Annotated in this window: 17 protein-coding genes; 9 read left to right on the forward strand and 8 right to left on the reverse strand. The window is 75.9% G+C overall.

The window, feature by feature from the left end; translation table 11 throughout:
* Positions 1-88: 88 nt before the first annotated feature.
* Positions 89-592 (reverse strand): L,D-transpeptidase, encoded by a 504-nt coding sequence (locus PH190_RS28890; protein ID WP_274234996.1) that lies wholly within the window; start codon positions 590-592, stop codon positions 89-91.
* 186 nt (positions 593-778) lie between these two features.
* Entirely contained in the window at positions 779-1,303 is a 525-nt protein-coding gene (locus PH190_RS28895) for an O-acetyl-ADP-ribose deacetylase (protein WP_274235049.1), read from the reverse strand.
* A gap of 59 nt (positions 1,304-1,362) precedes the next feature.
* Between PH190_RS28895 and PH190_RS28900 the strand changes: the two genes are divergently transcribed.
* A complete protein-coding gene (locus tag PH190_RS28900) occupies positions 1,363-1,812 on the forward strand; it encodes an SRPBCC family protein (protein ID WP_274234997.1) in 450 nt (149 codons plus the stop codon).
* 51 nt (positions 1,813-1,863) lie between these two features.
* Here PH190_RS28900 and PH190_RS28905 read toward each other — a convergent pair whose 3' ends face one another.
* Together PH190_RS28905 and PH190_RS28910 are read right to left on the reverse strand one after the other, a co-directional pair.
* Positions 1,864-2,571, reverse strand: coding sequence for an RluA family pseudouridine synthase (locus PH190_RS28905; protein WP_274234998.1), 708 nt, complete (start codon positions 2,569-2,571; stop codon positions 1,864-1,866).
* Positions 2,568-3,743, reverse strand: coding sequence for an isochorismate synthase (locus tag PH190_RS28910; RefSeq protein WP_274234999.1), 1,176 nt, complete (start codon positions 3,741-3,743; stop codon positions 2,568-2,570). Before PH190_RS28910 ends, PH190_RS28905 begins: the two co-directional genes overlap by 4 nt.
* 184 nt (positions 3,744-3,927) lie before the next feature.
* Between PH190_RS28910 and PH190_RS28915 the strand changes: the two genes are divergently transcribed.
* The 7 genes from PH190_RS28915 to PH190_RS28945 all read left to right on the forward strand — a co-directional run bounded on the left by PH190_RS28915 (position 3,928) and on the right by PH190_RS28945 (position 8,871).
* Positions 3,928-5,307: a cytochrome P450 gene (locus PH190_RS28915; RefSeq protein ID WP_274235000.1), complete on the forward strand. Its 1,380-nt coding sequence runs from the start codon at positions 3,928-3,930 to the stop codon at positions 5,305-5,307.
* A gap of 20 nt (positions 5,308-5,327) precedes the next feature.
* Positions 5,328-5,723: a VOC family protein gene (locus tag PH190_RS28920; protein ID WP_274235001.1), complete on the forward strand. Its 396-nt coding sequence runs from the start codon at positions 5,328-5,330 to the stop codon at positions 5,721-5,723.
* A gap of 175 nt (positions 5,724-5,898) precedes the next feature.
* The gene (locus PH190_RS28925; protein WP_274235050.1) at positions 5,899-6,576 is read left to right on the forward strand and encodes an energy-coupling factor ABC transporter permease; all 678 of its coding nucleotides are present in this window, start codon (positions 5,899-5,901) and stop codon (positions 6,574-6,576) included.
* Entirely contained in the window at positions 6,573-6,923 is a 351-nt protein-coding gene (locus PH190_RS28930) for a PDGLE domain-containing protein (RefSeq protein WP_274235002.1), read from the forward strand. The genes PH190_RS28925 and PH190_RS28930 overlap by 4 nt, the downstream gene beginning before the upstream one ends.
* 2 nt (positions 6,924-6,925) lie before the next feature.
* Positions 6,926-7,690, forward strand: a complete 765-nt coding sequence (cbiQ, locus tag PH190_RS28935; RefSeq protein ID WP_274235003.1) for a cobalt ECF transporter T component CbiQ — start codon at positions 6,926-6,928, stop codon at positions 7,688-7,690.
* Positions 7,687-8,418: an energy-coupling factor ABC transporter ATP-binding protein gene (locus PH190_RS28940; RefSeq protein WP_274235004.1), complete on the forward strand. Its 732-nt coding sequence runs from the start codon at positions 7,687-7,689 to the stop codon at positions 8,416-8,418. Before cbiQ ends, PH190_RS28940 begins: the two co-directional genes overlap by 4 nt.
* A gap of 21 nt (positions 8,419-8,439) precedes the next feature.
* Positions 8,440-8,871, forward strand: a complete 432-nt coding sequence (locus PH190_RS28945) for a pyridoxamine 5'-phosphate oxidase family protein (protein WP_274235005.1) — start codon at positions 8,440-8,442, stop codon at positions 8,869-8,871.
* Positions 8,872-8,922: 51 nt separating this feature from the next.
* Here the strand turns inward: PH190_RS28945 and PH190_RS28950 are convergent, their stop codons facing one another.
* Positions 8,923-9,435, reverse strand: a complete 513-nt coding sequence (locus tag PH190_RS28950; protein ID WP_274235006.1) for a hypothetical protein — start codon at positions 9,433-9,435, stop codon at positions 8,923-8,925.
* 31 nt (positions 9,436-9,466) lie between these two features.
* Positions 9,467-10,204, reverse strand: coding sequence for a Clp protease N-terminal domain-containing protein (locus PH190_RS28955; RefSeq protein WP_274235007.1), 738 nt, complete (start codon positions 10,202-10,204; stop codon positions 9,467-9,469).
* Positions 10,205-10,293: 89 nt separating this feature from the next.
* Between PH190_RS28955 and PH190_RS28960 the strand changes: the two genes are divergently transcribed.
* Positions 10,294-11,523 carry a MerR family transcriptional regulator gene (locus tag PH190_RS28960; protein ID WP_274235008.1) on the forward strand — a complete coding sequence of 410 codons (1,230 nt, stop codon included), beginning with the start codon at positions 10,294-10,296 and terminating at the stop codon, positions 11,521-11,523.
* Here the strand turns inward: PH190_RS28960 and PH190_RS28965 are convergent.
* Both PH190_RS28965 and PH190_RS28970 read right to left on the reverse strand, forming a co-directional pair.
* Entirely contained in the window at positions 11,436-12,278 is an 843-nt protein-coding gene (locus PH190_RS28965) for a GNAT family N-acetyltransferase (RefSeq protein ID WP_274235009.1), read from the reverse strand. The genes PH190_RS28960 and PH190_RS28965 overlap by 88 nt on opposite strands.
* A gap of 7 nt (positions 12,279-12,285) precedes the next feature.
* Positions 12,286-12,831 carry a GNAT family N-acetyltransferase gene (locus tag PH190_RS28970; RefSeq protein WP_274235010.1) on the reverse strand — a complete coding sequence of 182 codons (546 nt, stop codon included), beginning with the start codon at positions 12,829-12,831 and terminating at the stop codon, positions 12,286-12,288.
* Between the last annotated feature and the right edge of the window lie 105 nt (positions 12,832-12,936).

A 12,936-nucleotide genomic window follows, 5' to 3' on the forward strand; every position in this document is an offset into this window, starting at 1 on the left:
CGAGATCGTGGAGACGTGGGGATCATGGCCGGGGGGGCCCCCCCCCCCCGCCGCGCCCGGCCTCGACCCGCAGGTCGCGCGGGAGGTCCTACTCGACGATCTGGACCCGGTCGTTCGGGTTCAGGTGCTCGAAGAAGCGCTTCGCGTCGTCCGGGCCGAGGCGCACGCAGCCGGCCGACTCGCGGTCGGTGCTGCCGCCGTGGAACGCGCGGCCCTCGTTGTCGAAGAACACCGCGTACGGCATCGGCGAGCCCTCGTACTCCTGGCTCACGTGGTGCCGTTCCTTGCGCTGGATGATGTGGTCGCCGGTCGGGGTCTCCTGACCCTCGGCGCCGTGGCTGTTGCGCACCGGCCCGTAGACGACGTTGCCCTGGCCGTCGAGCAGCCAGGCGCGGTTCTCCGACAGGTCGACGCACGCCTTGATGCGCGCGTCGGTGCACGACGTGCCGTCGACACCGCCGCCGCCCCCCGCCGGCGCCGCGACGGCGACACCGCCGAGCTGGAGCGCCCCGAGACCGATCGTGGCCACCGAGACCGCGATCCGGCCGGAGGGCACCCCGCGCTGCGTCCCCCTGCGATGCCTGCCCGCCATGCGTCCTGCCCCTCGATCGCGTCGCGCGGCTCCCACACCGCGCGATCCGACCGGCACAACGAGGCAGTCACGACGGGGTCACGGACCGTTCCGGTGGTCCGGAGCACGTCACCGGAACCGGTTCGGCGCACAACCACTGTGGGTTCCGTGCGTCGTGGACACAGCGCGTTCAGGGCGAGGGGCCGGTCACCCACTCGATGCCGCTGCACGGGCGAAGGCGTCGAAGACTTGATCGCTGAACAGGATGAACCGTGCCTCGCGGACCGCACTCTCGGTGATGCGCACGGTCGTGACGGCGATCCGCGCCGCGTCGTCGAGCGGCCACCCGTACACGCCCGCCGACACCGCGGGGAACGCGACGGTCCGCGCGCCGACCTCGTCGGCCACCCGCAGCGACTCGCGGTACGCCGACGCGAGGAGCTCCGAGCGGTCCTCGCTCTTCGCGTACACGGGGCCGACGGTGTGGATCACCCAGCGGGCGGGCAGGCGCCCGGCCGTGGTGGCGACGGCCTGCCCGGTCGGCAGGCCGTCGGGCAGCGTCGTGCGCCGCAGCTCGCGGCACGCCTCGAGGATCTCCGGTCCGCCGGCGCGGTGGATGGCGCCGTCGACGCCGCCGCCGCCGAGGAGCCCGGAGTTCGCGGCGTTGACGACGGCGTCGACCTCCGCGGTCGTGATGTCGCCCCGGTGCAACGTGATCTCCGGCGTGCCCATGCGCGCCAGGTACCCGCCGCGACGGCCGGCCACGACCGCGCACCTGACACCATCGAGCCGTGAGCGACACGCGCATCGAGGTCACCGACACCGTCGACGCCCCCGTCGAGCGGGTCTTCGCCCTGCTCGCCGACCCCGACCGGCACCCCGACCTCGACGGCAGCGGCACCGTCCACGCCTCGCACACCCACCTCGCGATCACCGAGATCGGCGAGGTGTTCGTCATGGAGATGGACCACGCCGCGCGCGGGCGCTACCGGGTCGAGAACCACGTGGTGCGCTACGAGGAGGACCGCGCCCTGGCCTGGACGCCGGCCAAGCCCGGCGAAGCGCCGTCGGGCCACGTGTGGGGCTGGGAGCTGGCGCCGGACGGTGACGACCGGACCGTGGTGACCCACTACCACGACTGGGCGGACCTCACCGACCCCGCGATCCTCGGGCGCGTGACCGAGGTCGGCGCCGACGAGATGCGCGCGACGATCGGGAACCTGGCCGCGGCCCTGGCGTAGGTGCGCTGCGCGCTCGTGAGCAGAAAGAAGTGCTGGAGCACTTCTTTCTGCTCACCTGCCCGGAGGGCACAGGGCGTCGAAGTCGTCGCCCGGCGGGGCCTCGAGGTCGTGGCGGGTGCCGTCGGGGCCGGTGAAGCCCAGGCGCCAGGCGTGCAGGCCGGTGCGGGTGGTCGGGGCCTTCTCGAACAGCGGGTCGCCGACGAGGGCGTGGCCGATCCAGGCGAGGTGGACGCGGATCTGGTGGCGCCGGCCGGTCGTCGGCGTCACCGAGAGCAGGGTCCGGTCCGCGCCGCGGCGGAGCACCGCGAACGTCGTCGTCGACGGGTAGACGTCGCCGGGCAGGACCGCGTCCTCGGGCACCGACCACACCCCGTCGGCGCAGCGGATGGCCTCGCGGGGCGCGGCGATCCGCACCCGGTTCTTGCGGCCCACCGACAGCGGGAGCTCGATCGTGCCCCGGTCGGGCAGGCCGGCGCCGGACGCGACGGCGAGGTAGGTCTTGGCGACGGTGCGGTCGGCGAACTGGCGGGTGAGGACGCCGTGCGCCTCGAGGCGGCGCGCGAAGAGCACGATCCCCGAGGTCACCTTGTCGATGCGGTGGGCCGGCCAGAGCGTCTCGCCGGCGTCGCGGGCCAGGCGGACGAGGTCGGTGTCGTGGCGCTCGCCCATCACCGACCAGCCCGCGGGCTTGTCGAGGACGAGCAGGTCGTCGTCGCGGAGCAGCTCGCGACCGGCCCGCACCTCGTCCCAGGAGCTCACGCCTCGTCGAGGCCCAGCGCGTCGAGCAGGGTGCGCAGCTTGACCCCGGTCTCGGCGAGCTCGTCGGCCGGCCGCGACGCGGGCACGATGCCGGCGCCCGCCCACAGCCGCACGCGGTCGCCCTGGACCTCACCGCAGCGCAGCGCCATGACCCATTCGCCGTCGCCGCGGGCGTCGGTCCAGCCGACGGCGCCGGTGTAGAAGCCGCGGTCGAACGGCTCGATCTCGGTGATCGCGGTGTGCGCGGCCGCGCGGGGCACCCCGCAGACCGCCGGGGTCGGGTGCAGGGCCTGGGCGAGGTGCAGCGCCGAGGCGTCGCGGTCGGTGGCGCGGGCGCGCACGGTGGTGGACAGGTGCCACAGGGTCGGCGTGCGGACCAGCGACGGCTCCTCGGGCACCTCGAGGTCGTCGACGAGGGGCCGCAGCCGCTCGGCGACGTCGGCGACGACCAACGCGTGCTCGTGGCGGTCCTTCGCCGACGCGAGCAGCGCCTCGCCCCGGCGGCGGTCCTCGTCGCGGTCCGACGACCGCGCGGCCGAGCCGGCGAGGGGGTTCGCGGTGACCGTCGAACCGCGCCGCGAGAGCAGCAGCTCGGGGCTCGCGCCGAGCAGCGTGCGCGGGGTCCCCGCGCGCTCGGGCGGGAGGTCGACGGCGAAGAGGTAGCTGCGCGGGTCGCGGCGGGCGAGCTCGCGCAGCATCGGCACCGCGTCGACCGGCCCGTCGGCGACGACCTCGAGCACCCGGGCGAGCACCACCTTGTCCAGCCCGCCGGCCGCCATGCGCGCGAGCGCCTCGCCGACCATCGCCTCGTAGGCCGCGGGGGCGGGGATCGGGCGGGCGGTGCCGGCGACGGGCGAGGTGCCGGGGCCGGCGACGAGGACCGCGCCGAGGGGGTCGGCGCGCTCGACGTGCTCGGGGACGACGAGGTGCGCGTCGCCGGCCGGGTCGTAGGGCAGGGCACCGACGGCGACGGCCCGGTCGCCGAGGTCGCGCAGCCGGCGCAGGACCGCGTCGGCGTCGCCCGAGGGCAGGCGGGCGAGGACACCGCGGGTGCGCAGCGACCCGGCGGGCCCGGAGAACCAGGAACCGCTGCCCGGGGTCCAGGAGCGGAGCAGCCGTACCGGGTCGGCGACGCCGAGCGGCGCGCGCGGAGCCGGGCTGGTGCTCGTCACGTCTCGCTCCCGTCCGCGGGGGGCCGCTGGTGTGCAGCCCTCGGTGGCATCGTGGTCCACGGCACCGGGCGGTGCCTGTTCGGGCCTGTCCGAGATGTCCCGGACACCACCCACCCTCCGCTCGCCGTGACAGACGGTCCAGCCGGACGGGGCGTGACACGCCGCACCGTCATACTCTGGGTACGTGACGACGAGGACCACCGACGAGGCGGACCCCCGCACCGCGCCGTCGCCCCTGCCGCGCTGGCGGGCGGACCTCCGCCTGGGCTCCCGGATCGTCGCGATGCGCGCCGGTGGCCTCGCGCTCGCCGTGCGCGGCGACCCCGTCGCGCGCCTCATGCACAGGCCGTGGCGCCTCGACCCGTACCCGACCTACGCGCGGCTGCGGGCCGCCGGCGAGGCGTCCGGCGGGGTGGCGCGCAGCCGCACCGGCATCCGGGCCGTCGCCACCCACGAGGCGTGCACGGCCGTGCTGCGGGACCGCCGCTTCGGGGTGCGGCTCGCGGACGGGCGGATGCCGTTCGACCCCACCGACGACGCGAGCACGGCCTCGGGCGGCCCGTCGAACCACGACCCGACCGACCCCGGCACCGCGCTGATCGAGCCCATCGACCTGTCCCTGCTGGGTCTCGACGCCCCCGACCACACCCGGCTGCGCCGCCTCGCCCAGCCGACGTTCGCGCCGAAGCGCCTCGCGCAGTACCGCGAGACCGCCCGCGCCGTCACCGGCCGGCTGCTCGACGGGGCCCCGGCCGACGGGCCGTTCGACCTGGTCAGCGCCCTCGCCGCGCCGTTGCCGATCAGCGTCATCTCCGAGCTGCTCGCCATCCCCGACGTCGACACCCCGCGCTTCGCCGCCTGGGGCCGGGTGGTCGGCGCCGCGCTCGACGGCGTCCGCTCGGTGCGCCACGCCCACGCCCTGTCGCGGGCGACCGCCGACCTGCGCGCCCTGTTCGCCGACCTCGTCGAGCGCCGCCGCGCCGACCCCGGCGAGGACGTCATCTCCCAGCTCGTGCACGCGCTCGACGAGGGCACGCTGACCCTCGACGAGCTCGTGTCGCTGGCGCAGCTGCTGCTCATCGCGGGGTTCGAGACGACGACCAACCTCGTCGGGAACGCCGCGCGGGCGCTGCACACCTCGGGCACCTGGGACGACCTGGTCGCCGACCCGGGCCTCGCGGCGGCCGTGGTCGAGGAGACGCTGCGGTGGGACCCGCCGGTGCAGCTCACGGCGCGGTTCGCCCACTCCGACGTCGAGCTCGGCGGGCAGCGGCTGCGCCGCGACACCGGGGTGCTCGTGCTGCTCGCGAGCGCCGGCCGCGACCCCGCCGCGCACCCGGACCCCGACCGGTTCGACCCGCACCGCGAGCAGGCCACGACCCACCTCGCGTTCTCCGGCGGCGCGCACTACTGCCTCGGCGCGGCGCTGGCGCGCATGGAGGGCGAGGTGGCCCTCGAGATGCTCGCGGAGCGCCGGCCCCGCCTGCGCCCGGCCGGGCGGTTCGTGCCGCGGGTCGCGACCGTCCTGCGCGGGCCCCGGCGCTTCGGGGTCCGCGCCGACTGACCGCGCGCTACCGTCCGCACGTGCCCGAACTGCCCTCGATCTCCCACGTCGCGCTGTCGGTGACCGACCTCGCGACCAGCCTGCCCTGGTACCAGCGGCTGTTCGGCGTCGAGCCGGCGATGACGCTGGCCGACGGCCCGTTCGAGCGGAAGGTGTTCGCCCTGGCCGGCGGGCAGCTCTTCGGGCTCACCGCCCACGAGGGCGCCCGCTCCGGCGACCGCTTCGACGTCGTCGCCCCCGGCCTCGACCACGTCGGGTTCGCGTGCGCCGACCGCGCCGAGGTCGCCGCGTGGCAGACCCACCTCGACCTCATCGGCGTCGCGCACGGCGGCGTCGTGGAGGCCGACTACGGCTGGGCGCTGTCGTTCACCGACCCCGACGGCAACGCGCTGGAGTTCTTCGCCCTCGCGTCCTGACGCCGCCGGACCACGACACCCCTCCCGGCCACACCCTCTCTTCGGCCAGTTCTCGGTTGTCGCAGGACTAGTGCGACAACGCTTCACCTGCGACACACTCAAGACCGCGCCACCCGTCCGGGTGGCCCGCCGGACTGGGGGTGACGCGTTGGAGCCGCACACCGGGCTCGTCGCCATGCACATGAGCGACGGCATCGTGGACGCACCGACGTCGGTGATCTTCGGGCTCGTCGCCGTGCTCGGCCTCGCCGTGTGCGTCGCGCGTGCCCGCCGCGACCTCGACGACCGCACGGCCCCGATGGCCGGGCTCGTCGCGGCCTTCGTCTTCGCCGTGCAGATGCTGAACTTCCCGATCCTGCCCGGGGTCAGCGGGCACCTGCTCGGCGGCGCGCTCTGCGCGATCCTCGTCGGGCCCTACGTGGGCGCCGTCTGCGTGTCGATCGTGCTGCTGCTCCAGGCGCTGCTCTTCGCCGACGGCGGGCTCTCCGCGCTCGGCACCAACATCACGAACATGGCGCTGCTCGGCACCTTCGTCGGCTACGGCGTGGCCGTCGCGATGCGCCGGATCGCGACGCGCAGCCGCGGGGGGCTCGTGCTCACGGCGTTCGTGGCGGCCTGGGTGAACACGGTCGTCGCGTCGCTGGGCTTCGTGCTCGAGTACGCGATCGGCGGCGAGGGCCTCGCGCTCGGCACCGTGCTCGGGCTGATGACGGGCTTCCACGCGCTGATCGGGATCGGCGAGGGGATCATCACCGCGCTCACCGTCGGCGCCGTCGCGTCCGTGCGCCCCGACCTCGTCCACCTGACCCGCTCGGCCACGCCGTCGCTGACGATCACGGGGGTGCGGGCGTGAAGAAGCTGCCGCCGGCGTTCTGGGCCGGCCTCGTCGTCGCCCTGCTCCTGGCCGGCGTGGTGTCCTACGCCGCGAGCGGCAGCCCCGATGGCCTGGACGCAGTGACGCAGACCGGGTGCGAGCTCGACGAGGCCGGCGAGCCGGTGGGCGGGCAGTGCATCGCCCAGAACGCCGGCGAGCACGCCACCGCCGGGAGCCCGCTGGCCGACTACGCCGTCGGCGGGTCCGAGGGCACCACCGGCGTCGCGGGCGTCATCGGCGTGCTCGTGACGCTGGTCGTGGCCGGCGGGCTGTTCTGGCTCCTCCGGCGCCGCGGCCGCGACGAGACCCCCAGCCGGGTCGAGTAGCGGTGGCCGCCGGGCACGCGCACCCGCTCTACCGCGCCGGTGACTCGGTGGTCCACCGGCTGCCGGCGCACGTCAAGATCGTCGTGGCGTTCCTGGTCGTGCTCGCGGTGGTGGCGACGCCGCGGGAGGCGTTCGCGGTCTTCGGGCTGCAGTTCCTGCTGCTGGTGGGCGTGTGGGTCGCCGCGCGCATCCCGCCGGGCTGGCTCGCGACGCGCGCGCTGATCGAGGCGCCGTTCGTCGTCCTCGCGGTGCTGCTGCCGTTCTTCGCCGGCGGCCCCCGCGTGGAGTGGTGGGGGATGTCGCTGGCCGTCGACGGGCTGCTCGCGGGCTGGAACATCCTGGTCAAGGGCACGCTGGGCGTGCTGGTGTCGGTGACGCTCGCCGCGACCACCCCGTTGCGCGACCTCGTCTCCGGGCTCTCGCGGCTGCGGGTGCCGTCGATGGTGTGCGTGATCGCGACGCTGATGCTGCGCTACCTCGAGGTGATCGTCGCCGAGGCCCGGCGCATGCGCCTGGCCCGGATCTCGCGGGGCCACGACCCGCGCTTCGCCTGGCAGCTCGGGGCGACCGTGCGCTCGGTGGGCGCGCTGTTCCTGCGCTCGTACGAGCGGGGCGAGCGCGTGCACCTGGCGATGCTGTCGCGGGGCTACACCGGCACCATGCCCGCGTTCACCACCGCGCCCGCGTCGCGGGCCACGTGGTCGGTCGCGCTCGTGCCCGCCGTCGCCGCCGCCCTGCTGGCGGTGTCCGGATACTGGGCCTGGTGACCGCCAGCCTCGAGGTCTCCGGCCTGGCCTTCGCCTATCCCGACGGCCACCAGGCCCTCTTCGGCGTGGACCTGCGCATCGAGCGCGGCGAGCGCGTGGCCCTGCTGGGGCCCAACGGCGCCGGGAAGACGACGCTGGTGCTGCACCTCAACGGCGTGCACCGCGCCGGGGCGGGCGCGGTGCGGGTCGGCGGGCTCGAGGTGACGCGCGAGAACCTCCAGGAGATCCGCCGGCGGGTCGGGATCGTCTTCCAGGACCCCGACGACCAGCTGTTCATGCCCACCGTCGCCGACGACGTCGCGTTCGGGCCCGCGAACTTCGGGGTCACGGAGCCGGAGCTCTCGCTGCGGGTGAAGGAGGCGCTCGACGCGGTCGGGGTCGCCGAGCTCGCCGACCGCTCCCCCATGCACCTCTCCGGCGGCCAGCGGCGCCGGGCCGCCCTGGCGACGGTGCTGGCGTGCGACCCGGAGATCCTCGTGCTCGACGAGCCGTCCACCCACCTCGACCCGGTCGCGCGCCGCGAGCTCGCCGAGGTGCTGCTCGGGCTGGACCGGACGATGCTCATGGTCACCCACGACCTGCCCTACGCCCTGCAGCTCTGCCCGCGCTCGGTGGTGATCGACGGCGGCGTGGTCGTCGCCGACGCCCCGACCCGCGAGCTGCTCGCCGACGCGGACTTCCTCGCCGCTCACCGCCTCGAGCTCCCGTTCGGGTTCGCGCCGGGCTGAGCCCGTGCCACGCTCGCGGGCATGGACCTCGACGACTTCCGCGAGCGCGCCGCCGGCGAGCACTTCCTGGTCGTCGTGTCGACGGCGCGGGCGGACGGGTCGATCCAGTCGAGCGTCGTCAACGCCGGCGTCATGGACCACCCGGTGCACGGGACGCCGATCCTGGCGCTGGTGGCGGCGGGCGGGTCGGTGAAGCTCGCCAACCTGCGGGCGCGGCCGTGGACGACGATCACCGTGCGCTCCGGCTGGCGCTGGACCACGGTCGAGGGCGGCGCCGAGATCGCGGGCCCGGACGACCCGCTCCCCGGTGTCGACGACGTCCCGGCCCTGCTCCGCGAGGTCTTCGTCGCCGCCGGCGGGCAGCACGACGACTGGATCGCCTACGACGAGACGATGGCCCGCGAGCGCCGGGCCGCGGTGCTCGTCACCCCGGGCCGCGTCTACGGCGTCTAGGGGCGCTGCGCGCTCGTGAGCAGAAAAGCGTGCTGGAGCACGCGGAAGTGCTCACCTGCGCGGAGCGCACCAGGTGTAGGTCAGCGCCTCGTCGGGGCCCAGCCGCCGCCAGCGCTCGCGCAGCTCACGGAGGTCGGTGAGCGCCGTGCCGACCTGCTCGGCGGTGAAGGGCGCGCGTCCGGTCTCGGTGATGCCCCAGGCCTCGTCGAGGGCCGCCGCGACGTCCGGGGCGCGGCGGTCGATGCCGTGGGAGAGCACGCCCACGACGACCTCCGCGAGCCGCAGGTCCCGGGCGTGGTCGCGGCGCACGCGGTCGGACACCCGCCGCCGGTCGTGGCGGGGCTTCCCGCCGGTGATCTCCAGGCTGTCGAACAGCGCGCCCGCCCGGATCGAGCCCCAGAGCCCGCGCCGCAGGCCGAGTGCGCGCTCGCCGAGGAGGTGGACGGCGTCGTGCGGGACCGGGCCGGTGCGGTCGTAGGAGCGCAGCCGCAGCCGCAGGCCGTCCCCGCGGTCGATGTCCGCGAGCGACCCGCCGTCGGGGCGCCGGGTGAACGCGACGTGCACGCCGCCATCCGATCACGGACGGGGGCGGAGCTCACCCCGTTTCCGGGTCCTGCGGGGCCCCGGAGAGCGTCGACAGCGTGCGCACGACGTGCCCTTCGACGGCGTCGCGACCCAGCCCGAGCCCGGTGAGGGTGCCGGCGCCGTCCTCCTGCTCGAGCAGCGCGAGCAGGATGTGCTCGGTGCCGACGTAGTTGTGCCCGAGGCGCAGGGCCTGGCGGAACGTCAGCTCGAGCGCCTTCTTGCTGGCGGCGTCGAACGGGATGAGCGCCCCGATCTCCGGGGCCCGCGGCGGGAGGGTGCCGACGAGCGTGCGACGCACCGTCTCGGGCGACACGCCGAGCGCCGTCATCGTCAGCACGGCCAGCGACTCCGGCTCGTGGAGCAGCCCGAGCGCCAGGTGGGCCGGGGTGATCTCGGCGTGGTGCGACCGGCGGGCCTCCTCCTGCGCGGCGACGACGACGTTGCGGGCCCGCGGCGTGAAGCGCCCGAAGCCCTCCTCCATGTCGATCTCGCCGGTGGCGCCCTTCGGCACGAACCGCTTCTGGGCGGCCTGCTTGGTGACGCCCATGCGCTTGCCGATGTCGGTCCACGACGCCCCGGAGCGACGGGCCTGGTCGACGAAGTGGCCGATGAGGTGGTCGGCGACCTCGCCGAGGTGCTCGGCGGCGAGCACGGCGTCCTGGAGTTGCTCGAGGGTGTCGGTGTGGACCGAGGTGATCGCGTTGATGAGGTCGTCGAGTCGGACGGGGGTCGGGGGCGTGGCGGCCATGCGTCCACTCTAGGTTGACGATGCTGGTCGTCGTCAACCCTTGATTGACGCTTGCCCCTCCCACGGTGTGAGGTCCTACCGTCCCCGGCGTGGCGACGGGGCACACGGTGGGCGAGCTGGCCGAGGCCACCGGGCTCTCGGTGCGCGTGCTGCGGCACTGGGACGAGCGCGGGGTGGTCTCGCCGTCCCGGACGCCCGCCGGCCACCGGCTGTACTCGCCCGCCGACGTCGTCCGGCTGCACCGCGCGATCACGCTGCGGGCGCTCGGCCTGCGCCTCGAGCAGGTCGCGGCCCTGCTCGACGGCAGCGACCCCGACCCGGCCGCGACGCTGCGCGCCCACCTCGCGGGCGTCGACGCCGACCTGCGGCGGCGCCGGACGGTCCGGGACCGCCTCGCCGAGGTCCTCGCCGGTCCGCCGGCGGCCGCCGGCGAGGACGTCCTCACCACCGTGCTCCGGGAGATGACCATGATCGGGTCCTACGTCCACGGCTACCACGCGAGCGAGGCGACCCGGCTGCGCGACCAGGCCGCCACGCTCGCCGACCTCCTCCACGAGGGCGTCGCGTTCCCCGACGGCGCCCACGTCCTCGAGCCGGGCTGCGGCGTCGGCGCGCAGACGGTCGTGCTCGCCGCCCGCAGCCCCGGCGCGCGGTTCACCGCCCTCGACCGCGAGCCCGGCCAGGTCGCCGCGGCTCGCGCCCGGGTCGAGGCCGCGGGCCTCGCCGACCGCGTCGACGTGCGGCTCGGCGACGTCCACGACCCGCCCGGCCCCGTCGACCACGTCGTCGTGTTCTTCCTGCTCGAGCACCTGCCCCGGCCCGTGGAGGCGTTGCGCGCGCTGCGGGGTGCGCTGCGCCCGGGCGGCACGATCACCGTCGTCGAGGGCGACCACGGCGCCACCGCGTTCCACCCCGACAGCGCCGACGCGCGGGCCGTGATCGCCTGCCAGGAGGTGCTCCAGCGGCAGGCCGGCGGGGACGCCGGGATCGGGCGGCGCCTGGCCCCGCTGCTCGCCGACGCCGGGTTCGACGACGTCACCGTCGAGCCCCGCACCGCCCACGCGCACGCCGGGCGCCCCGACCTCGCCGACAGCCTGGTGCGCCGGACCTTCACCCCGATGGTCGCCGGGGTCCGCGAGCCGGCCCTGGCCGCCGGCCTCACCACCCCCGAGCGCTTCGACGCCGGCGTGCGCGACCTCCTGCGCACCGCCGAGCCCGGCGGGACCTTCAGCTACACGTTCTTCCGTGCCGTGGGGGCCGTCGGAACGAGGTCGGCGTCCACGAGGTCGACGAGCCCGACGAACCCGAGCCGGGCGTAGAGCGCGTTGCTCGTCGGGTTGTCGAGGTCGGTGAACAGCAGGACCTCGTCGGCGCCCCGCGCCTGCGCCCGCTGCGCCGCCGCCGCGGTGACCGCCGCCCCGTGCCCGCGGCCGCGGTGCTCGGGGCGCGTGTAGACGGGGCCGATCCGGGCGGTCCCGAGCACCACCGGCGACGTCGACGCGTACGCGACCGGCCCGCCGTCGGGCACCGCGACCACCACCCGGGACTCGTCGATCGCCACGTCGAGCGCCGCCCGCTGCGGCGGTGGGTCCTGCGGGGTGGCCTGGTGGTGGAACTCCCCCAGCCACACCCACAGCAGGTCGCGGTCGGCGTCGCCGGCGAGCCGGGTCGGGGTGGGGTCGGCCGGGAGCCGCAGGCCCGCGAGGCGGTGCAGCCGCTCGGTGAGGACCGGCGTCCACGTCGCGTCCCAGGCCGCGGCGAGCTCGGCGACGGTCGTCGCCGGACCGAGCACGCGGTGCGGGCAGGGCCACTGCGCCGCCCACGCGACGGCGGCGCCGGGCGGCATCGCCGAGACGACCGGGCGGTGCCGCGGGGTGTGGACGAGCACGGCCGACGCGCCGACCCCGTCGTCCCACCAGGCCAGCGTGCTGGGACCGCCGTACGCCTCCGGGCCGCGGCGGCGCAGGGTGTCGGCGATCGTCAGCTCGATCGTGCAAGCCACGCGGTGCGCCGCGAGGAAGCCCGCGGCCGCGGCCCAGAACTCCTCGACGTCGTCGGTGACCCTCCAGCCCATGGCCGGGTCAGCCGATCCAGAACCGCAGGGTCGCGGGCCGGCCGGCGCCGTGGGGGCGCGACGCCGGCCAGCCGGGGTCGGGCCGCCCACCGCAGCGGGTGATGACCGCGAGCGAGCCGGGGTTGTCCTCGCGGCAGGTCACGAGGACGGGGCCGACGCCGCGGGCGCGCAGCAGCTCGATGCTCCGGCGCAGGATCGCGGTGGCGTAGCCGCGGCGGCGCTCGCCGGGCAGGACCGCGTAGCCGACGTGCCCGCCCTCGACGCAGAGGGTGTCGTTGAGCATGTGCCGGATCGAGGTCCGCCCCACGACCCGCCCGCCGACCTCGGCGTAGAGGAACGTCATCGGCACCCGGCCCGGCGGCAGGTCGACGCCGCGCTGCTCGCGGTCGAGGCGGTCGAGGTAGGCGAGCCACGGTTCGCCGGCGGGCCACAGCCCGAAGTCGAAGCCGTCGGGGGCGAGCGCCGACTGCGCCGCGCGCGCGACCGGCTCGTCGGACGGGCGCGGGGCGCGGAGGACCAGGGCGTCGTCGGAGCTGGCGTCGGAACTGGCCACCGGTCCAGCCTGGCCCCGTCGACGGCGCACGGCACCCCGAGGGTGAAGTGGCCCACGACCCGCCCGGGACGAGGCGGGAGCCGGGGGACGATGGGGGTCCCGACG

Origin of the sequence: Actinomycetospora straminea (genome assembly GCF_028737255.1) — a bacterium.
In the GTDB taxonomy this organism is placed as follows: Bacteria; Actinomycetota; Actinomycetes; order Mycobacteriales; family Pseudonocardiaceae; genus Actinomycetospora; species Actinomycetospora straminea.